Raw genomic sequence first — 19,758 nt, 5'->3', positions numbered from 1 at the left:
GGCCGGCGCCATGTCCAACCACCCGCCCGCCGCGGCTTCGGCCCGGGCCATCGCCGAGGTGATGATGCACATCGGCCACGTCGCGGACAGCCTGGGCTACGCGCAGGGGCTGAAGCCGTCGCAATGGGCGGCGCTGCGTTATTTCGCATCGGCGAGTCCGGCCCGGCGCACGGTGTCCGCCTTCGCCGACTTTCACGCCACCACCCGCGGCGCCGCGTCCCAGACCGTGGAGGTGCTGGTGGGCAAGGGGCTGCTGACGCGCGTCCCCGTGCCGGAGGACCGGCGCGTGATCCGGCTCCACCCCACCGACCCGGCGCTGGACCTGCTGCGGGACGATCCGCTGGCGGCGTTCGCCGGCATCATCGACGACCTGCCGCCCGATGACCGTACGGCTCTGGCCGGCCTTCTCGGGCGGGTGCTGGACGGCCTGCTGGAGAAGCGCCGGGCGGCGTGACGGCGCGTCTTACGCCGTGCCGAAGGTTTCCGCGGTGAAGCGCAGGGCGCGCAGGGTGCCCGTCTCCCGGTCGGGCGCCAGCCCGGCCTTGGCCTTGAGGTGGTGCAGGAAGTCGCGCGGGTCCGGCAGGACATCCCACACCTTGGGCAGGAACAGCGCGCGCCGCGTGCCGTCGGCGATGATCAGCCCGTCGCGTCCGGGGCGGAGCTGCGCCAGCAGGTCCGCCTCGCCGGTGAAGGCGATGGGCCGGTCGTGGCTGAGAATGGATACGGTCAGCGACACGCGCGCCAGTTCCGCCGCGCTCAGCGGCGCGAAGCGCGGGTCCTGCATCGCCGCCTTGACGGCGTTGGCGGCGACGTCGCGAACCAGCGGGTCCACCGGCTCCAGCGTGCCGATGCAGCCGCGCAGGCTGCCGTCCAGGTCCAGCGTCACGAAGGTCCGCCGCGCCGCCCGCAGGGGCAGGGGGAAGGCGTCCGCCTCCGGCTCCACAGTCACTCCCCGCTCCACCCGGTGGCGCAGCGCGGCCATGGCCGCGTCGAGCAGCAGCCGGCGCTGGTCGTCGGTCAGCCGCGCCTCCTCGGCCGGTTCCAGACTGTAGGCGCCATAGCCGACCACCCGGTCGCGGCCCCCCGCCGTGTCGCCGGAGTTGCGCAGGTCCCGCGTGGTCACCCGCAGGTCGAGCGCGCGGGCGCGGCGCAGCAGCCCGGCCAGCGGCATCACCCCGCAGGCGCGGTCGCCGCTCAGCCGTTCCGGCGCTGCCGCCTCGATGGCGTCGGAGGTGGCGCGGTCCAGCGTGCGGGCGGTGTCGGAGTCGTGGAAATGGCTGAGGTCGGAGCTGACGACCACCAGCGTCTCCGGCCCGCCCCACAGCCGCTCCAGCACCCGCTCCGTCATGTCCGCCGGCGTCTCGCCCACCAGCAGCGGAACCACCGCGGCGTCGGGGAAGACCCGCTGCAGGAAGGGCAGGTGCACCTCCAGGGAATGCTCCCCGTCGAAGGCGCGGTCCAGGGTCTGCACGCCCGGCAGATCGGCGATGGCGTCGAGCGCGGCGCGGTCGACCGGCACGACACCGAGCGGCGTCGCCAGGCCGTCCGCACCGGGAACGGCGATCCCGCGCAAGGGGTACCGGTGGGCCGGCCCGGCCAGCACGACCCGGCGCACCCGGTCGGCCCGGTGGAGCACCGCGGCGTAGGCGGTGCCGGCGATCGGGCCGGAATAGACGTAGCCGGCGTGGGGCGCGACGATCGCCTTGGCCGGCAGCGGCTCCACGCGCGCCCGGTCCAGGCAGTCGTCCACCGCGCGCTCAAGCGCCGCGGGGTCGGCGGGGTAGAAGGTTCCGGCAACGGCCGGGGAACGGACGGTGGACACGGGCAGCGGAGTTCCCATCTATCCGGGGTGTGATGACCGACAGTTCGGTAGCCCGTCCGGAGATTTCCAGTGTCCCGACCGGTCACCGGCAGGATTGCGACGAAATGACCGAGCCGTTTCCCGCCCGCCATTGGCACCGCCTGGACGACGGGCGCCTGCAATGCGACCTGTGCCCGCGCCACTGCCGCCTGTCCGACGGGCAGCGGGCGCTGTGCTTCGTGCGCGAGCGCCGCGGCGACCGGCTGGTGCTCACCACCTACGGCCGTTCGTCCGGCTACTGCATCGATCCCATCGAGAAGAAGCCGCTGAACCACTTCCTGCCGGGCACGCCGGTGCTGTCCTTCGGGACGGCGGGCTGCAATCTCACCTGCAAGTTCTGCCAGAACTGGGACATCTCCCGCAGCCGGGAGATGGACACGCTGGCCGACGCCGCCGATCCGCGCACCATCGTCCGGGCGGCGACGGAGACCGGCTGCCGTTCCGTCGCCTTCACCTACAACGACCCCGTCATCTTTCTGGAGTACGCGGTGGACGTGGCCGCCGCCTGCCGCGACGCGGGCGTCCGCACCGTGGCGGTCACCGCCGGCTACATCTGCCCGGAGCCGCGGGTCGAGTTCTTCCGCGCCATGGACGCCGCCAACGTCGACCTGAAGGCCTTCACCGACGGCTTCTATCACACGCTGACCGGCGCCCATCTGGCGCCCGTGCTCGACACCCTGAAGTACATTCGCCACGAGACGGATGTCTGGCTGGAGATCACCACCCTGCTGATCCCCGGCGAGAACGACGGCGACGGCGAACTGGACGCCATGACCGCGTGGATCCGCGATGAACTGGGCCCCGACGTGCCCCTGCATTTCTCGGCCTTCCACCCCGACCACCGCATGCGCGATAAGGAACGCACATCCCACGCCACGCTGATCCGCGCCCACGCCATCGCCCGACGCAACGGCCTGCACCACGTCTACGTCGGCAACGTCGACGACTCCGAACGGGCGGCAACCCGCTGCGCCGGCTGCGGCACGGTGGTGATCGGCCGGCGCGGCTACACCGTCACCGCCTGGCACCTGGACGAGGCCGGCGCCTGCCGCACCTGCGGCACCCCGCTGCCGGGCGTGTTCGAGCCGCAGCCCGGCCACTGGGGCGCGCGCCGCCGCCCGGTGCGGCTCGCGGACCACGCGGCGGCGTGAGGAGCGGGGGGGCGGCGGTCATCGCCCCCTCGGCTTTGCCCGCGCCGTGGGTTCCGCCTGCATGGGATCGTCGGGCCAGTAGTGCTTGGGGTACTGACCCCTGAGGTCGGCCTTCACCGCCCGGTAGGCGTTGGCCCAGAAGCTGGCGAGGTCGCGGGTCACCTGCACCGGACGGCGGGCCGGCGACAGCAGGTGCAGCAGCAGCGGCACCCGGCCGCCGGCGATCCGCGGCGTCTCGGCCAGGCCGAACATCTCCTGCAGGCGCACCGCCAGCACCGGCTCCTCGCCGGAATAGTCGATGGGCACGCGTGAGCCGCTGGGCACCGTGACGTGGGTTGGCGCCTCCTCCTCCAGCCGGGTGCGCAGGGACCATGGCAAGAGGGCGCGCAGGGCGCCGCCGAGGTCGAGCCGCTCCAGATGGGCGCGCCGGGTGATGCCGGTCAGGTAGGGGGCCAGCCAGTCCTCCGGGCTCTCCATCAGGGCGGTGTCGGCGACGTCGGGCCACTCCTCCCCCTCGATGCGGCGCAGGAAGGCGACGCGGGCCTGCCAGCGCCGCAACTCGTCGGTCCACGGCAGGCAGGCGGCGCCCATGGCGCGGATGCCCGCCAGCATGGCCGCGACCACCGCGTCGGCGGGCGGATCGGCCAGCCGCTCGTCCTGGAGCACCAGGGCGAACAGCATGCGGCGCCGGCGCGCCAGCACCGCCTGCTCCCGGTCGTCCCAGGTGACCGCCTCCTCCTCCCGGATGTGGGCGGCGAAGGTGTCCTCCAGTTCCGCGCGCGTCACCGGGGCCGCCAGGAAGATGCGCGCCTCCCGCGCGGCGCCGTCCAGGTCGGCCACCGCCAGCCAATCCTCCGCCGCCAGCGGCTCCGGATCGGCGAAGAAGGCGCCGCGGCCGTTGGACAGGCGGTATTGCGCCGCCTGCCCGCCGGCACCGCTGCCGCCGGCGCGGCGCCGGGCGATGCGGTCGGGATAGGCCAGCGCCACCAGCAGGCCGGTGGCCCCCGGATGGCCCTGCCCGGGGGTGGCCCGAAGCTGGCGCTGCCACTGCCGGGCCTGGCGCTGCACCTGCCGGACGGCGCCGACGTCCACGCCGGGGCCGCGGCCCGGGTGGCCGCTGCCGCGCCCGTCCCCGTCCGCCCCGCGCAGCAGTTCCACCCGCAGGCGCAGGTCGGCGTCGCGCGCGCCGGGCCGGGCGCGCACGATGTCCCGCTCCCCCAGCAGGGCCGCCACCTCGCAGGCCAGCCCGCCCAGCCCCATGTCCCGCCCCGCCAGCATCATGTGGGCGAGCCGCGGGTGGACGCCGAAGCCGGCCATGCGGCGGCCGTGCGCGGTGACGGCGCCGGAGTCGTCCAGCGCCCCCAGTTCGCGCAGCAGCGCCCGCGCCTGCGCCAGTGCGGCGGCCGGCGGCGGGTCCAGCCAGGCCAGCGTCGCCGCGTCGGCCACGCCCCACATGGCCAGTTCCAGCGCCAGCGGCGCCAGGTCGGCGTCGAGGATCTCCGGCGCGGTGAAGGGGGCGAGCGCGCGCTGCGCCGCTTCCGGCCACAGGCGGTAGCAGACGCCGGGCTCCAGCCGGCCGGCGCGGCCCCGCCTCTGCTCGGCCGATGCCCGGGAGACCTTGACGGTGACCAGCCGCGTCATGCCGCTGCGCGGGTCGAAGCGGGGCACGCGCATCAGGCCGCTGTCGATGACCACGCGGATGCCCTCGATGGTCAGGCTGGTTTCGGCGATGGCGGTGGCCAGCACCACCTTGCGGGTGCCGGGCGGGGCCGGGGCGATGGCGCGGTCCTGCGCCTCGGCCGGCAGGTCGCCGTAGAGGGGGGCGATGATGACGCCGGAGGCGGGGCCGCTCCCGCCGTCCTCCAGCAGGGCCTGCACGCGCCGGATCTCGCCGGTTCCCGGCAGGAACACCAGCAGGTTGCCGGACTCCTCCGCCAGCGCCCGGCGCACCGTGGCGGCGACCGCGTCCTCGATGCGGGCGCCGGGGGCGGGGGCGTCGACGTGGCGCGTCTCCACCGGGAAGGCGCGCCCCTCGCTGGTCACCACCGGTGCCCCGCCCATCAGCGCCGCCACCGGCGCCCCGTCCAGGGTGGCCGACATGGCCACCAGCCGCAGGTCGTCGCGCAGGGCGCCGCGCGCCTCCAGGCACAGGGCCAGCGCCAGGTCGCTGTCGATGCCGCGCTCGTGGAACTCGTCGAACAGGACGGCGCCGACGCCGGACAGTTCCGGGTCGTCCTGGAGCTGGCGCAGGAACAGCCCGTCGGTCACCACCTCGATCCGGGTCTTCGGGCCGACGCGGGTGTCCAGGCGGACGCGGTAGCCCACCGTCTCCCCAACCGTTTCGCCCCGCATTGCCGCCATGCGCCGCGCCGCGGCACGGGCGGCCAGCCGGCGGGGCTCCAGCACCACGACCTTGCGCCCGGCCAGCCAGGGGGCGTCCAGCAGGGCCAGCGGCACCCGCGTGGTCTTGCCGGCGCCCGGCGGCGCCCGGAGAACGGCGATGCCCGAACGGTCCAACGCGGCGAGGACGTCGGGGAGAACGGTGTCGATCGGCAGCGGCGACAACGCAAGGAGCCTTTGTTTTTGTAGAAAATGCGCTACATGCTTAGCTAACACACCCCGCCGGTTCCGTCACCGGCCCCAGTGGACCGTTGGGAATGCGCATCGTCAACGTCAAGAAGTACTCCCCCGTCCTGGATGCTATTCTCTATGGCGGGTCGAGCGTGGCGATGAACCTTATCGAATTGTCGCGCAGCGCGCCCAAGGAAACCTGGCTGTTCTCGTCCGGCGCGCTCAACCACGGGGTGATCTTCAAGTATCCGAACTTTCCCGAACGCCTGCCGCCGCCGCGCGACCTGTCGGGATGGAGCGGCCGCCCGCAGGAACCGGAGGACTTCCGGCCCATCGAGACCGGCATCTACCTGCCCTACGATTCCGAACATCCGCGTGACGGCGGCTCCGCCTTCTACCTGCGCCAGAAGAACTACGGCGCGCTGATGCAGGAGTATCTCGGCCTGCGGGGCGAGGCGGAACAGCAGGATCTGCAGCGCGACACGGTGATCCTCAACCTTCTCGACACGATCCCGTCGCTCGACCCGTTCCTGGTGAAGGACTGCCTGGATGCCCACCGCATCCCTTTTCGCGAACAGTATTTGCGGCTCGACCCGGTCGAGGTCGCGCGGATACGCCAGGTCATCGCGGTCAAGATCACCGAGATCGTCGAAAAAGCCTTTTCCGCCGACCGCCGCACCGTCGCCGACAAGGACAAGGTGATCGAGGCCCTGTGGGATCCCGCCCTGCCGGAAGCCAGGGACTTCATCGCCGCCTTCGGCATCGCGGAGGCCGAGGCGCCGCTGGTGTTCAGCGCGTGGAAAGGCATCACCTTCTATCAGGTCCAGCTTCGCGACCTGGCGCCGCGCATGGGCGAGGCGCTGCGCTGGTTCGGCTCGCCGGCCTCGGTCCCCTTCGATTCGGCGGCGGTCAGCCGCGAGTACCGCGAGCAGCTCCGGATGTTCAAGGGGCAGATCGCCAGGAAGCTGATCGCCACCGGCGAGGAGGCGCGCGCCATCCTGCGCGAGTACGAGGCGTGCCACCAGGACTTCCTGGCCGGCCGGCCGCGCAAGCTGGTCGCCTTCCTCAAGGACTCCCGGCGGACCTACTGGATCCTGGCAAGCTGCATCTCCGCCCTGCAAAGCGCCCTGAACATCCTGTTCAACGACGTTCGGGCCGAGCGTGAGCACCGCCTGTCCTTCGACGAGGAGCAGGACATGTTCAAGCGCATCGACGTGGTGCTCAATCGCAAGCGCGAAGCGCCCAAGGCGTTTTGACCCGCCATGACGACGGCCCTGTGGACCCTGGCCGTGCTGGCCGCCCTTCTGGGCGGCGGGCGCTGGGCCCTGCACCGCGGCTTCCGGGCGCCCCGGGTGACCGGGGCGGGCGGACCGGCCGACGTCGGGCTGGCGGGGGAGGAGGTGGCCGTGGCCACCGCGGGCGGCAAGCGGCTGTTCGGCTGGTTCATCCCCGCGGCGGGACCCGGCCCGCACCCGGCGGTGGCGATGATGCACGGCTGGGGCGCCAACGCCGAACTGCTGCTGCCGCTGGCGGTGCCGCTGCACCGCGCGGGCTATGGCGTGCTGCTGCTGGACGCCCGCAACCACGGCCGCTCCGACCCCGACAGCTTCTCGTCCATGCCGCGCTTCGCCGAGGACCTGGAGGCGGGGCTGGACCGGCTGCTGGCGCGGCATGACGTCGATCCCGCGCGCATCGCGCTGCTGGGCCATTCCGTCGGGGCTGCGGCGGCGCTGCTGGTGGCGTCGCGCCGGACGGAGCCGGCGGCGGTGGTCAGCATCGCCGCCTTCGACCACCCCGAACGGGTCATGCGCCTGTGGCTGACCCGCATGCGGGTGCCGTACCGGCCGCTGGGCTGGCTGGTCTGCCGCTATGTGGAGCGGGTGATCGGCCACCGCTTCGACGCCATCGCCCCGGTGGCGACGGTGCGCGCCGTGCGGTGCCCGGTCCTGGTCGTCCACGGTGCGCTGGACGATACGGTGGCGCCCGACGCCGCCCGCGCCATACACGCCGCCGGAGCCGCCGGAAGCGTCGAACTGGCGATCCTGCCCGACACCGGGCATGACCGGGCGCCGTGCGTCGACACGCTGGGCCGGGACATCGCCGTCTTCCTGGACCGGGCGACGGGACATGGCGTTTCTGCCGCGGCGCAGCAACGGGTTGGCGAAAGACCGTGATCGGTTTATGGTCTTTGCCCGGACCCACCCCTATCCGGTAAGAGTTCCCATGAACGACGTTGCCCTGTTCCTCGCCCACGCCGTGAAGCTGGAGGAGGATGCCGCCCGCCGCTTCGCCGATCTGTCGGAGGCCATGAAGACCTACGGCAATCAGGAGGTGGCCACCTTCTTCGGCAAGATGGCGGAGTTTTCCCGTCTGCACCTGGCCGATGCGCGCAAGCGGTCCGCCTTCCGCCCCATCCCCGACCTGCAGCCGGGCGATTACCAATGGCCCGACGAGGAGAGCCCCGAGGCGGCGTCCATGGAGGGGTCGCATTACCTGATGACGGTGGAGTATGCGCTGGAGCTGGCGCTCGACAGCGAACGGCGCGGCCATGCCTTCTACGCCGGCGTGGCCGCCGCCACCGAGGACCCCGAGGTGCGCATGATGGCCGAGGAGTTCGCCGCCGAAGAGGAGGAGCACGTGCGGGAACTGGAGGCTTGGGTGGCGCGCCACCCGCGCAAGGGATAAACCGCGGCATCCCGTGTCGGGGCGGGGGCGGGGCCGCGGACGCGGCCCCGTTCCGGTTCCGGACCCGGATCCGGACCCTGCATCACGACGCCAGGGCGGCCCAGTCGATCTCGTATTCCTTGTCGCCCGGCTTGTAGGTCCGGAAGGCGGCGATGACGTCGTCGACGGTCTTGCCCTCCGGCACGTCCCGGATCTCGTAGATGATGGAGTCGCCGCTGGTCGGACCGATGTCGGCCGTCTTCAGCGCCTTGGAGATCAGGCCTTCGCGGGCCACCTTGATCATGATCGAAGCCATGGGAGTTATCCTTGCTTGCTGCCCCTGGGGTGGTTGCTCCGATGGCGATTCCCGGCGGCGGGCGTTGGCCGCCCGTCCAAGTCCTTACACGTATTATGGGTATAGCCGCAAACCGGCCGGCGGCGGGGTGCGGCGGTTTGTCGCATCGGATGGCCGTCAGCCCCTCACTCCGACAGGGCGAACAGGTCGCGCCAGCGCGCCAGCGCCGGCAAGCGCTCCAGGTCGCCGGCACCGGCGCGCAGCGTGAAGGCAAGGCCGCGCTTGCGCGCGAGGTCGCGCGCGACGATCAGCATGCCTATGCCGGAGGAATCCAGGAACTCCAGGGCGCCGAGGTCGACGACGACGCCGTGCCCGGCGGGGCCGGCCATACCGTCCAGGGCGGCGCGGAACGCCTCGGTCGCGCCATAGGTCAGGCGACCGTGCAGGCGGATCTCGGTCGCGCCGGGGGCGCTGCGGATGGTGACGTCCATGGCGCCGCCAGTCTACCAGAGGCGCACCGCGGGTGACAGCCGCGCCCTCCGTTCAGCGCATGGACACCGCCTCGGCTGCCGGACGGCCGACCGTTGCGGCGATGGTGGCGACCAGCCAGGCGGAATAGGCCCGCCGCGCCTCCTCCCCCGGGTGGCGGTGGTTGCAGTAGAGATCCGCCCGGTGCAGGTCGCGGGGGAAACGCCACAGGTCGAAGGCCGGGTCGGCCGCCACGCGCGCCAGCGCCTCCGGCGGGTGGGACGAGTCTCCGAAGCGCAGCGCCTCCAGCGCCGGCGCATCGCGCAGTTCCAGCAGGACGACGCGGGTTCCCGCGACGGCGGCGCGCTCGGCAAAGGCGCGCACGCGCTCGTATGCGGTGGCGTCGGCGGCCAGGGTGTAGCGGCTCTCCTGCTCCGCCGCGGTGGCGGCGGGACCGCCATCGGGGGGCGGGGCGCAGGTCCTGGCATATTGCAGGGCCACCTGGTTGCGGGCCGGCAAGGGGTGTTCCGCTTCCACCCGGTCGGCCAGGCGGCGGGCGTGTTCCGCCATCGCCGCCAGGAGCCGCCGCTCGCGGAACGGCAGGTCCAGGTCGATCAGCACCAGGTCGGGTCGCACCGCCAGGATGCGGTCGAGCAGCGGCTCGAAGTCGGCGAACACGGCTCCGTCGTTGGTGACGCGCAGGAGGTGCAGCGACTCCAGCCCCTCGCCCCGCCCCAGCCGGGCCAGGGGCGCCTCGTCCAGCGTGGCCATGCGCAGCCGCTCCGTCCCCAGCGCCACCACCAGCAGGGAGTCCGGCATGCGGTAGGCCCGGTCGGCGGCGGCCTCGATGCGGTTGGCGTTGTGGAAGACGAAGGGCTCGGGATAGGGGGAGATGCCCGTGGCCTCCAAGGCGGCGACCACCGCCGTGCCCGCCGCCATGATCAGGGCGACGGCCACCGTCAGGCGGAGCAGCCAGGGGGGAAGGCGACGGGAGGCGGGGGAGGATTCGGCCATGGCGGAACGGGCTCGGCGCGGTGGGGCTGCCCGACTCCAACGCGCCGGCGCGGCCTTGGTGCCCGGCCCTTGCGGGCTATCCCGTCGGCGGGGGATGCGGCGCTTTCGCTGCCGCCGACCGGACACTTGGTGTAGACTGACGGTTGCTGCCCGACCGACGGGGCGGGCAGGGAAGCGGCAGTGACGAGGCGGCGATGACGACGGAAATCCGTACGTTCCAGATCCCCGACGGGGACCGCGAAGAGGCGCAGGCCCAGTTGGCCGCGTTCCTGCGCACGGTAGAGGTGCAGCGGATCGACACCGCCTACGCCGATGGCGCCTGGCGCATCCTGGTGCTGTACCAGGACCTGCGGCGCAAGGAGGAATCGCGACAGATCGAAAGCGCCATCGTGGGCGCGCTCAACACCTGGCGCGAGCGCATGGCCATGCGCACCGGCGCGTCGCGCGACTCGTTCCTGCCGGACGACCTGCTGCCCGAGATCGCCCGATTCGCTCCGACCACCGAGCGGGAACTGTCGGTGATCGTGGGCACCCGCGACATCGACGTCGGCCATCACGGGGCCGAGATCGTGCAGGTGGTGCGCAGCACGCTGGACGAGCTGATCGACGATTGATGGTGTGCCGGCGGTCCCCCGCCGGTCCCCGCTATCGCGCGGCCCGCCGCCGGCCGGGGGCGAGCAGCACCAGCCCGAGAGCGGCCACCACCAGCCCCAGGGCCGCCAGTTCGGCGATCCCCAGCCGCTCGCCGAGCAGGAGCCCGCTGGAGAAAACGCCGACCACGGGGATGGCCAGGGTTCCCAGCGCCGCGACGTTGGCCGGGAACAGGGCGACCACCCGGAACCACGCCCAGTGGCAGTAGATCATCGGGATCAACATGGCGTAGAGGGCCGCCGCCAGGCTGTCCCACGGCGCGTCGGCCAGGCGTGCCGGCTCCCCGAACGCCAGCATCCCGGCGACCACCGGCAATCCGCCCAGCGTGAGCTGCCAGCCCGAGAGCTGCACCGTGTCCAGGCTCCAGCGGTGCAGCTTCAGGCCGACCGTGCCGGCAGCCCAGCTCACCGCCGCGCCCAGCATGAAGACGACCCCCCACGGGGCGGCCCCCAGCTTGTCCAGGGCCGGCGCCACCAGCAGGGCCAGCGCCGCCAGCCCCAGCCCGAGTCCGGCCAGCCGGGCCGCCGTCAGCCGCTCCTTCAGCAGCAGCACGCCGAGCAGGGACGCCCACACCGGCATGGTGAAGGCGATGATGGACGCCCGTCCGGCCTCCATGAAGGTCAGCCCGACGGCGGAGCAGATCTGCCACCCCGTCACATTGAACAGCGACACCACCAGCAGCGGCCACCGGTCGCCTTCGGGAATGCGCAGGCTGCGTCCGGTCATCCGCACCGCCAGCAGGAGACCGCCGCCCCCGGCGGCCAGGCACAGGGCGCGGAACGTCCACGGGTCCATGCCGGTCAGCGCCAGCTTCATGGCCGGCCAGTTGGTGCCCCAGAACAGCGCCAGGCTGGCCAGCAGCAGCGGGCCTTCCAGCGGTCGCGGCGCGGCATCGGACGGCGGAAGGGAGGCGGCGGTGGTGTCGGGCATCGGTCCGGCGGTGTGGCGGAAGGAACGGCGAGGGTAACGGTGCCGGCCGTCTCCGTGCACCGCGTTTTACCGCAGGGCAGGCGCGCATCGGCGCGGCCTATGCCGCGCGGAGGAATGCTTTGCCGAAAGAAAAGGCCGTTTCGGCCGTAAGCATCATTCAGTGGCACCGCAACATCTGACAGGATGCGGGGGCTTCGGTTCTTCAACTTCGGATCGATGATGGACGAGTCTCCGGCCCGCCGGCCCCGACCCGATTATCATGCGATGGCACGCCAGCTCGCCCGCCTGGGGCGGGAGGCGGCCGAGCGGGCACGGCGGCAGGGCAATGGCACGCTGGCCGGAGTCGCCGAGCGGGTGTGCGCCCGCGCCGACGCCATCGAGAGCGAACTGGCGGGCCGTGCCCTACGGCGCGGCGACTGGAGGCTCGGCTTTCTCGACCCGCAGGGCGATGCCGTCGATGCCAATGACGCGCACCGTCGTGCCGGCCGGCAGGTCGGGACCCTCCACGGTCCAATGGGAATCGCCGACGATGGCCCGGCCGCGGCCGTTGACGATGGGCGTTTCCAGGGTGTGGAGCGTCCCGAGGTACTGTTCCGCCCGGCGGTTGAGGTGCAGCGCCGGATCCGGTGCGGGGCTGCGCCGGTAGATCAGCCGCGCGCCCACCACGGCGCCGATCGCCAGCACCCCGAAGATCATGAACTGGATCTGCCACACCATTTCCGGCCAGGCCAGAAGGGCAAGTCCCACGAGAGCGGCGGCGGCCCCCAGCCACAGGAAGGCGGCGCCCGGCGCCACGGTTTCCACCGCGCCGAGCACCACGGCGAGCACCCACCAGTGCCAGAACTCGATCATTGCGAACCGCCTCCTCGCCGCGCGCCGACCGATTTCGGCCGTTCCGCCTAATCCCTTTGCGGGATGTGTTTAACCCGGATCACGCCGGGCTCCAAGGGCCGCGCGGTGCGGGCGGTGACGGCGGAGTGTCCGCTGCCGCCATCCCGGCCTGCGGTGCCGGGTTGCGGTTGGCGAAGGCGTCGCGGGCGATCTCCGCCACGCCGGCGATGGAGCCGATGACGCTGCTGGTTTCCAGCGGCATCATCAGCACCTTCTGGTTGGGCGCCGCGGCCAGGGTGTTCAGCGCCTCCACGTAGCGCTGGGCGATGAAGTAGTTGATGGCCTGCGACCCGCCGGCGGCCACCGCCTCCGACACGGACCGGGTGGCCCGCGCCTCCGCTTCCGCCTCGCGCTCGCGCGCCTCGGCGTCGCGGTAGGCGGCTTCGCGCCGGCCCTCGGCCTGCAGGATCGCCGCCTGCTTTTCGCCTTCGGCGCGCAGGATGGCGGCCTGGCGCTGGCCCTCCGCCTCCAGGATGGCGGCGCGGCGCTCGCGTTCGGCCTTCATTTGGCGGGCCATGGAATCCACCAGATCGCGCGGCGGCTGGATGTCGCGGATCTCGATGCGCGTCACCTTGACGCCCCAGGGGGTCGTCGCCTCGTCGACCACGGTCAGGAGCTGGGCGTTGATCTTGTCGCGCTGCGACAGCAACTCGTCCAGGTCCATGGAGCCCAGCACCGTGCGGGTGTTGGTCATGGTCAGGTTGACGATGGCGCGCTCCAGGTCGTTCACCTCGTACGACGCCTTGGCGGCGTCGATGACCTGGTAGAAGACGACGCCGTCGGCGGTGACCATGGCGTTGTCCTTGGTGATGACCTCCTGGGAGGGAACGTCGAGGACCGTTTCCATCATGCTTTGCTTCTTGCCGACGCGGTCGATGACCGGCGTCAGCATGTGCAGGCCGGGGCCCAGCGTGCGGGTGTAGCGGCCGAACCGCTCCACCGTCCACTCCTCGCCCTGGGGCACCGTCTTCACGCCGAGAATCACCATCACCAGCGCGAACACGACCAGCGCGATCACGAACAGCGAAAAGCCACCGAAGACCGCTTCCATTCCATGCCCTCCGTCCGGAAAACCGGGGGGACGATGCCACGGCGCGCCGGGGAATTGAAGTGCCGCGCCGCTACTGGCCCAGCACCGCCCCGGCCGGCCGCATCGGTTCATGGGCGTCGCACAGGATCTTGATCACCGCCAGGATCGGCACCGCCAGCAGGGCGCCGGGGATGCCCCACATCCAGCCCCAGAACAGGATGGAGATGAACACGGCGATGGGATTCAGCGACAGGCGGCGGCCGACGATGGTGGGGGTGATGAAATTGCCCTCCAGCGCCGTGAACGCGATGAACACCAGGGGGGGCAGCAGGATGGCCCCCGGCGAATCGAAGGTCAGCAGCGACACCAGGGCCAGGACGGCGGCCATCACCGCCGCCCCGATGAAGGGGATGAAGTTGGCGACCCCGGCCAGGGTGCCCCACAGCCCGGCGTTGGGCATGCCGAGCAGCCACATGGCCAGCGCCGTCACCGCGCCGAGGCCGATGTTGATGAGGGTAACGGTGGCGAGATAGGCGGCGATGTTCTGCTGCACCGTGCCGGCAACCATGGCGTAGTGGACGCGGTCGTCGATGCTGCGCATGGTGCCGATCAGCGCCTCCATGGTGGCGCGGCCGCGGGCCAGGAAGAAGTACAGCAGCACCTGCATGATCACCACGTTGGCCAGGAACGCCCGGGTGCGGTCCAGGAACTGTTCCGCCAGGGTGGGGCCGCGCACCACCACCTCCCGCGTGTCGGAGGCGGCGGAGGCGATCTGTTCCAGTTCGCGCGTCGCCTCGCGGGCGCGGTCCAGGCTGTCGCGCAGGTCGCCCAGCTTGAACTCGATCTGGCGCAGGACGACCGGCATGCGGTCGATCCACTGTGCCGCCGGCGAGGTCAGCGTGTACACCGCCAGCAGGCCGAGAGCGGACAGGGCGATCACCACGACCGCCGCTCCCAGCCATTCCGGAATGCCCAGCCGGTAGAGCGCCCGCACCACCGGGCGCAGGAGGAAGCTGAGCAGCAGGGCCAGGGCGATGGGCAGCAGCACGTCGCGGCCGAAATAGACCGTGTAGAGGACGGCCAGCCCGAACAGCCCGATCACGGCCACCCGCATGGCGTTGCCGGGGGGCCCGGCCGGCGGTGCGGGCGGATCGGCCGGGTTCGAATCGGCCGGCTGCGCATCGGTCCCCTCGTCGCGGCGATCGGTCATGGAGGACGTCGTCTCCTGAATAGAGCCCGGATGCTTGACGGCGGACGCCGGCCGGGCGGAAGGTGCGGGACCGTTCATCAGACCGGAGTCGGTTCATGTTCCGCGGCCCCAGCCGATCGCTAAACGCAGCAGCCGGCCTGTTGGTTCTCGCCGCCCTGCTGGCGCCCGCAGCGGCGGCAGCCGAGCAGGTCGGCCGCTTCTCCAACGACTGGACCGGCAACGGCCTGGAGGTGCAGGCCGTCGCCGACCCGGAAGTGAAGGGTGTGACCTGCCACGTCGTCGATTTCGACCGCAGCCTCATCGACCGGCTGTCCAAGGGGAACTGGTTCGAGGACCCCTCCAACGCCTCGATCGCCTGCCGCCAGACCGGCCCCATCGTCATCGGCAACATCAACCTGGGGCGCGGCGGCGAGGACGTCTTCTCCGCCCGCAAGAGCCTGGTCTTCAAGTCGATCGCGGTGCGGCGCATCTACGACCGCACCAACGACACCCTCGTCTATGTGGTGTACAGCCGCCAGGTCACCGACGCCTCGGCCAAGATGGCGATCTCCACCGTGCCCCTGTGGGGAACCGAGGTGGAATGGACCAGGGGCAAGCCCGAGGGGCGGTGAACCGCTTCAATCCTCCACGCGGCCCAGCCGCACCGCCGTCTGGCCCTGGCGCACGCGGCGCGCGGGCATGATCAGGATGCAGCCGTCGTAGGGCGCCACCACCCTGCGGTCGCCGTCGGTGGCGATCAGGGTGCCGGCGGCGAGGCTTTCCAGGCCGTGGAAGGGGGCGGCGAAGGTGAAGGTGTCGGTCTCGGCGGTCACGGCGTCGCTCACCACCACGACGCGCGGCACCCCGTGGCGGGGGCGCAGGTGCGGGGCCGCCAGGTCGGGGTCCACCATGCCCAGCGCCAGCAGGAAGCGCAGGCTGGCTTCCACCGCCACCACGGCGGTCTCCGCCCGCCAGTGCTGGCCGCATTCCACCAGGATCGCGGTGGGGCTGCCGGGTTCCCCGGCGAAGCGGTCGTAATCGATGAGGCGGCGGCCGGCCGCATGGCCGGAATCGGCGACGATCCAGGCGGGATGGCCCAGCGCCCGCGCCAGGGTCCGCGCCCGTTCGGTGCGGCCGCTGAGGATCAGGGGCTCACCGTCGTTGGTCATGGAGTGCAGGTCGAGGAGGACGTCGGCGCCGTCGTACAGGGGACGGAGCTGCCGGGCCCGCTGCAGGTCGATGGTGTCGCGCCGGGAGTCCAGCACCTCGGCCGTCCACAGCCGGTTGAAGTCTTCCTCCATGAAGCGCGAGGCGTAGGGGGCCTTCGGGTCGAACGCCTGATAGGCGGCGACGTTGGCCAGGCACAGGGTCAGGCGTCCGCGCCGTGGCCGGACGCCCATGTGGAACAGGGCGTCGATGGCGATCGCCCCGCACAGTTCGTTGCCATGAACCAGCGCGTTGATCACCGCGTGCGGACCCGGCTGCCCGCTGTCGAGGGTGGTGACGTAGTCGATCCCGGTGTTGCCGTGCCGGTAGGCGGAAATGTCCGGCGGCGTCAGTTCGATCTGTGGTTGGTCGATCAAATCGGGTCCGGCGGGCAAGGGGGCGGCGGAGGGGGCGGTCGCGGGTCGTACGCCCCCGTCCGCCGGTCGGATCAAGTATGGGGAACGCCGCCGCCGCGCGCCAGCCCCGCCCGCACCGTCACGCCAATGTGACGGTTTTTGGTCGACGCCCGTCGGCAACTCGTCTATACGCACACCTATGCGCTGCAACATACGCTTTTGTGCGGCGTGCGCCGCCGCGCTGCGATGGATCACCGGATACCGGACGGGACCATGAGCTTCGTGATCGAGGACGTCCTCGTCCGCCACGACCCGGTCGGTCGGCGGGTGCCGGTGCTGTTCGACTCGCCCCACAGCGGGTCGGCCTATCCCGCGGATTTCCATTTCGCCTGTCCTCTGGCGGCCCTGCGCCAGGCCGAGGACTCCTATGTCGACGAGCTGTTCGCCGCGGTGCCGGAGCATGGCGGCACGCTGTTGCTGGCGCTGTTCCCGCGCACCTACATCGACCCCAACCGGGCCGTCGACGACATCGCGCCGGACGTGCTGGACGGTCCCTGGCCGGAGCCGCTGAACCCCACCGACAAGAGCGCCGCGGGAATGGGGCTGATCCGCACCCTGGTGCGGCCGGGCATGGCGCTGTACGACGGGATGCTGACGGTGGCGGAGGTGGCGGAACGCATCGACCGCTATTACCGGCCCTATCATTTCCAGGTGTCCGAGGTGCTCGACCGGTTGGTGGCGCGCTTTGGCGCGGCGTGGCACGTGGACTGCCACTCCATGCCGTCGTACGGCCCCGGCGGGCGGGTGATGCCGGATTTCGTCCTGGGTGACCGCGACGGCACCACCTGCGAGCCGGGATTCACGGCCTTCGTCGCGGGGATGCTGCGCCGCATGGGATACACCGTGACGGTGAACGATCCCTACAAGGGTGTGGAGCTGGTGCGGCGCACCGCCGCCCCGGCGCAGGGCCGCCATGCCCTGCAGATCGAGATCAACCGCCGCCTCTACATGGATGAGGAGACGCTGGAGAAGTCCGCCGGCTTCGCGCCGCTCCAGCGCACCCTGTCGGCGCTGATCGCCGGGATCTGCGAGCACGCCGCCGGCCGGGTGGCGCAGCGGGCGGCGGAGTAGCGCCCGCCGCTCAGGGCTCGAACTGTTCCTTGAGTATCCGTTCCTCGAAGTTGAATTCGGGGTCGAACAGCATCGTCAGGGTGATGTCGCGCGCCTCGCCGACGGTGACGCTCTCCACCTCGCGCACCTCGGTGGAGTCGGCGACGGCGCTGACCGGACGCTTGGGCGCCTCCAGCACCTCGAAGCAGATGCGGGCGGTGTGGGGCAGCAGCGCCCCGCGCCAGCGCCGCGGCCGGAAGGCGGAGATCGGGGTCAGCGCCAGAACGCCCGCCCCCAGCGGGATGATCGGCCCGTGGGCCGAGAAGTTGTAGGCGGTGCTGCCCGCCGGCGTCGCCACCAGCGCGCCGTCGCAGATGAGCTGGGGCAACCGCTCCCTGCCGTCGACCATGATGCGCAGCTTGGCGGCCTGGCGCGTCTCGCGCAGCAGCGACACCTCGTTGATGCCGATGGCGTCGACCACGTCGCCGTTCACCCGCCGGGCGCGCATGCGCAGCGGGTGCAGGGTGACCCGCTGCGCCCGCTCCACCCGGTCCGGCAGATCCTCCTCCCGGTAGGCGTTGAGCAGGAACCCGACGGAGCCGCGGTTCATGCCGTAGACCGGTGTCGGCGCCGTCGGATTGCGCCGCAGGCCGGCGTGCAGGGTTTCCAGCAGGAACCCGTCGCCGCCCAGCGCCACGACGATGTCCGCCTCTTCCGGCGGGACGTTGCCGTAGCGGTGCACCAGCCGCGTGCGCGCACCGCGCGCTTCGTCGGTGTTGGCGCACACGAAGGACAGGCGGGGCGGCTCGTGGGGCAGCCGGATGCGGGCGGCGAAATCGGTCATGGCGCGCGAACCATAGCGCAGGGCCGGCCGGTGCGACAGTGCCGACGCGTCAAGGGTGTGATGCGCCGGCCATGCTCGGCTCCTGCCCGCCGGTACGAAGGCGCTGCGGTGCCCGGCGGTCTGATGTGACTGTACCGTACCGATCGCTGGATCCGACGAAGAGCAAACACCCCTCGGCGGGAACGCGCGGGGGCAGAAGCGACAGGGCGACAGCCATCGGCCTTCCCGATTGACCATCCATACAGGAGCGCGTCAGCTTTTCGGGCCGCTGAACACGGGGCGGGGCGTCGGATGGAGTAACGCTGCGCCGTGCCGAATCACGAACAGGGTCCATGCTGCGCACCATAGGATGAGCAAGGCCGCATCCCAAAGCCGGTCCGGCGGCCCGAACACCCGCAAGGCGGCAGCGGCCCACAGCAGGACGAACCCCGTGACATCGACGACCGTCGGGCGCAGACGATCCGCCCGCCGCGCCACGGCGCGCGCAGCCACAGCGTAAATCGAGCACGCCACCGCGCCGGCTGCGAGAGCATGGACGGTATCGCTCTCGGACAGGCCCGGCTCGGACACTCTGGCCAGGGCGACCAGCGCCAATCCGACCGGCAACCAGAAATAGCCGAGTTGCAACATCCCGAGCAATTTGTCCTGCACGGTCCGGCGTGACAGCCAGAGCGACAGGCGCACCGTCTCGGCGATCGCCGCAAGCAGAAGCATGGAAGCGGAGGCCCGTACCCAACCCGGCTCGACCGCTTCCAGCGCCAGCGTCAGTGCAAGCGCGACGGCAGCGGGGACGCCGGCAAGCCGGGCGATCCTGAAGCGCAGAACCTGTGAAGGATTGCGTTCGATCCGGTTCCAGGTGAAGGCCGCCACCATGCGTCCGCCCACCACCGACAGAAGCAGGCCCAGGCCGAAAACCGGGATCGTCGGGACGTAGGCGCCGCTCAGGATGGCTCCCTGTGACCCGGTCAGGAACAGGGCGAACAGCGCCTGCACGGCACCGCGCGTGCTGCCCGAGCGCAGCGCGGCGAACGAAAGGACCCACGTCACACAAGCCAGAAACGCCACTCCCGCGGGCACAATCAATCCCGGATCATCCCCCAATGCGCCAAACGCGCTCAGACGAGCGAGGATCCACAGTGCCAACAGGGCCGGCACCCCGCGGGAGGACAGGCGACGTGGCCCGGACCAGCTTCCCATAGCGGTGAGCGCATAGCCCGCGAACCCGGCGGCGGCGAAGCCGAACAGCATTTCATGGGCATGCCAGAGCGCCGTGCTTTGCAGCGGCGTGCGCGCCGCATCGAAGCCTGTATCCCAGCCGGCCGGGACCACCGCCGCCACCGCCCAAACCCCGGCCGCGAGGAACATCGGCCGGTGAGGCGACGACAGCATGGCGTCCAAAGCGCCGGTCTGTCGGTCGCGCGGCTCCCCGGTTCCGTCACTCGTCACCGGGGATATCCGTCCCGGAAGGCGTCGTGCCATCGCCTGGTGGGTACGGATCGGGGATCGGAGACGTCCGACCTGTCGGTC

General features: G+C 71.6%; 20 protein-coding genes. 8 read left to right on the top strand and 12 right to left on the bottom strand.

Annotated elements, in window-relative coordinates; genetic code table 11:
* Positions 1 to 10 precede the first annotated feature (10 nt).
* A complete protein-coding gene (locus tag G472_RS0107260) occupies positions 11 to 454 on the top strand; it encodes a MarR family winged helix-turn-helix transcriptional regulator (protein WP_035691453.1) in 444 nt (147 codons plus the stop codon).
* A 9-nt stretch (positions 455 to 463) separates the two neighbouring features.
* On the opposite strand, the gene amrB is transcribed toward G472_RS0107260, so the two are convergent.
* Positions 464 to 1,822 carry an AmmeMemoRadiSam system protein B gene (gene amrB, locus G472_RS0107255; protein ID WP_029007846.1) on the bottom strand — a complete coding sequence of 453 codons (1,359 nt, stop codon included), beginning with the start codon at positions 1,820 to 1,822 and terminating at the stop codon, positions 464 to 466.
* 104 nt (positions 1,823 to 1,926) lie between these two features.
* Between amrB and amrS the strand changes: the two genes are divergently transcribed.
* Positions 1,927 to 3,012 carry an AmmeMemoRadiSam system radical SAM enzyme gene (amrS, locus tag G472_RS0107250; RefSeq protein ID WP_029007845.1) on the top strand — a complete coding sequence of 362 codons (1,086 nt, stop codon included), beginning with the start codon at positions 1,927 to 1,929 and terminating at the stop codon, positions 3,010 to 3,012.
* Between the two features lie 18 nt (positions 3,013 to 3,030).
* Here amrS and hrpB read toward each other — a convergent pair whose 3' ends face one another.
* Complete coding sequence (gene hrpB, locus G472_RS0107245; protein WP_029007844.1) at positions 3,031 to 5,577, bottom strand: ATP-dependent helicase HrpB; 2,547 nt, start codon at positions 5,575 to 5,577, stop codon at positions 3,031 to 3,033.
* A 92-nt stretch (positions 5,578 to 5,669) separates the two neighbouring features.
* Here hrpB and G472_RS0107240 point away from each other — a divergent pair, with 92 nt between their 5' ends.
* The 3 genes from G472_RS0107240 to G472_RS0107230 are packed head-to-tail and all read left to right on the top strand — an operon-like array spanning position 5,670 to position 8,268.
* A complete protein-coding gene (locus G472_RS0107240) occupies positions 5,670 to 6,839 on the top strand; it encodes a hypothetical protein (RefSeq protein WP_029007843.1) in 1,170 nt (389 codons plus the stop codon).
* Positions 6,840 to 6,845: 6 nt separating this feature from the next.
* Positions 6,846 to 7,757, top strand: coding sequence for an alpha/beta hydrolase (locus tag G472_RS31785; RefSeq protein ID WP_084536503.1), 912 nt, complete (start codon positions 6,846 to 6,848; stop codon positions 7,755 to 7,757).
* A gap of 49 nt (positions 7,758 to 7,806) precedes the next feature.
* Positions 7,807 to 8,268 carry a ferritin-like domain-containing protein gene (locus tag G472_RS0107230; RefSeq protein ID WP_029007841.1) on the top strand — a complete coding sequence of 154 codons (462 nt, stop codon included), beginning with the start codon at positions 7,807 to 7,809 and terminating at the stop codon, positions 8,266 to 8,268.
* An 82-nt stretch (positions 8,269 to 8,350) separates the two neighbouring features.
* Here the strand turns inward: G472_RS0107230 and G472_RS0107225 are convergent, their stop codons facing one another.
* The 3 genes from G472_RS0107225 to G472_RS0107215 all read right to left on the bottom strand — a co-directional run bounded on the left by G472_RS0107225 (position 8,351) and on the right by G472_RS0107215 (position 10,024).
* A complete protein-coding gene (locus tag G472_RS0107225; protein WP_029007840.1) occupies positions 8,351 to 8,563 on the bottom strand; it encodes a hypothetical protein in 213 nt (70 codons plus the stop codon).
* Between the two features lie 164 nt (positions 8,564 to 8,727).
* Positions 8,728 to 9,033 (bottom strand): STAS domain-containing protein, encoded by a 306-nt coding sequence (locus G472_RS31780; RefSeq protein ID WP_029007839.1) that lies wholly within the window; start codon positions 9,031 to 9,033, stop codon positions 8,728 to 8,730.
* A gap of 52 nt (positions 9,034 to 9,085) precedes the next feature.
* Positions 9,086 to 10,024, bottom strand: coding sequence for a response regulator (locus G472_RS0107215; protein ID WP_029007838.1), 939 nt, complete (start codon positions 10,022 to 10,024; stop codon positions 9,086 to 9,088).
* Between the two features lie 194 nt (positions 10,025 to 10,218).
* On the opposite strand from G472_RS0107215, the gene G472_RS0107210 reads away from it, so the two are divergent.
* Positions 10,219 to 10,638 (top strand): HRDC domain-containing protein, encoded by a 420-nt coding sequence (locus G472_RS0107210; protein WP_029007837.1) that lies wholly within the window; start codon positions 10,219 to 10,221, stop codon positions 10,636 to 10,638.
* Positions 10,639 to 10,669: 31 nt separating this feature from the next.
* Here the strand turns inward: G472_RS0107210 and G472_RS0107205 are convergent, their stop codons facing one another.
* The 4 genes from G472_RS0107205 to G472_RS0107190 form a co-directional block, all read right to left on the bottom strand.
* On the bottom strand, positions 10,670 to 11,605 hold the full coding sequence (locus G472_RS0107205) for a DMT family transporter (RefSeq protein ID WP_029007836.1): 936 nt from the start codon (positions 11,603 to 11,605) through the stop codon (positions 10,670 to 10,672).
* Between the two features lie 402 nt (positions 11,606 to 12,007).
* Positions 12,008 to 12,457: an NfeD family protein gene (locus G472_RS0107200; RefSeq protein ID WP_029007835.1), complete on the bottom strand. Its 450-nt coding sequence runs from the start codon at positions 12,455 to 12,457 to the stop codon at positions 12,008 to 12,010.
* Between the two features lie 79 nt (positions 12,458 to 12,536).
* Positions 12,537 to 13,547, bottom strand: coding sequence for an SPFH domain-containing protein (locus G472_RS31775; protein WP_051340533.1), 1,011 nt, complete (start codon positions 13,545 to 13,547; stop codon positions 12,537 to 12,539).
* 70 nt (positions 13,548 to 13,617) lie between these two features.
* Entirely contained in the window at positions 13,618 to 14,736 is a 1,119-nt protein-coding gene (locus tag G472_RS0107190; RefSeq protein ID WP_029007834.1) for an AI-2E family transporter, read from the bottom strand.
* 95 nt (positions 14,737 to 14,831) lie between these two features.
* On the opposite strand from G472_RS0107190, the gene G472_RS0107185 reads away from it, so the two are divergent.
* Complete coding sequence (locus G472_RS0107185) at positions 14,832 to 15,347, top strand: CreA family protein (protein WP_035691451.1); 516 nt, start codon at positions 14,832 to 14,834, stop codon at positions 15,345 to 15,347.
* 6 nt (positions 15,348 to 15,353) lie between these two features.
* Here G472_RS0107185 and G472_RS0107180 read toward each other — a convergent pair whose 3' ends face one another.
* Entirely contained in the window at positions 15,354 to 16,298 is a 945-nt protein-coding gene (locus G472_RS0107180) for a M14 family metallopeptidase (protein ID WP_029007832.1), read from the bottom strand.
* Between the two features lie 252 nt (positions 16,299 to 16,550).
* Here G472_RS0107180 and G472_RS0107175 point away from each other — a divergent pair, with 252 nt between their 5' ends.
* On the top strand, positions 16,551 to 17,408 hold the full coding sequence (locus tag G472_RS0107175) for an N-formylglutamate amidohydrolase (protein ID WP_029007831.1): 858 nt from the start codon (positions 16,551 to 16,553) through the stop codon (positions 17,406 to 17,408).
* 10 nt (positions 17,409 to 17,418) lie between these two features.
* Here G472_RS0107175 and G472_RS0107170 read toward each other — a convergent pair whose 3' ends face one another.
* Both G472_RS0107170 and G472_RS0107165 read right to left on the bottom strand, forming a co-directional pair.
* Complete coding sequence (locus G472_RS0107170; protein ID WP_051340531.1) at positions 17,419 to 18,231, bottom strand: NAD kinase; 813 nt, start codon at positions 18,229 to 18,231, stop codon at positions 17,419 to 17,421.
* Between the two features lie 252 nt (positions 18,232 to 18,483).
* Entirely contained in the window at positions 18,484 to 19,620 is a 1,137-nt protein-coding gene (locus G472_RS0107165) for an NnrS family protein (protein WP_245593424.1), read from the bottom strand.
* Between the last annotated feature and the right edge of the window lie 138 nt (positions 19,621 to 19,758).

Origin of the sequence: Azospirillum halopraeferens DSM 3675, assembly GCF_000429625.1 — a bacterium.
GTDB classification, from domain to species: domain Bacteria; phylum Pseudomonadota; class Alphaproteobacteria; order Azospirillales; family Azospirillaceae; genus Azospirillum; species Azospirillum halopraeferens.
The sequence above is the reverse complement of the archived record's forward strand: the minus strand, read 5'-3'. Positions and strand labels throughout refer to the sequence as shown.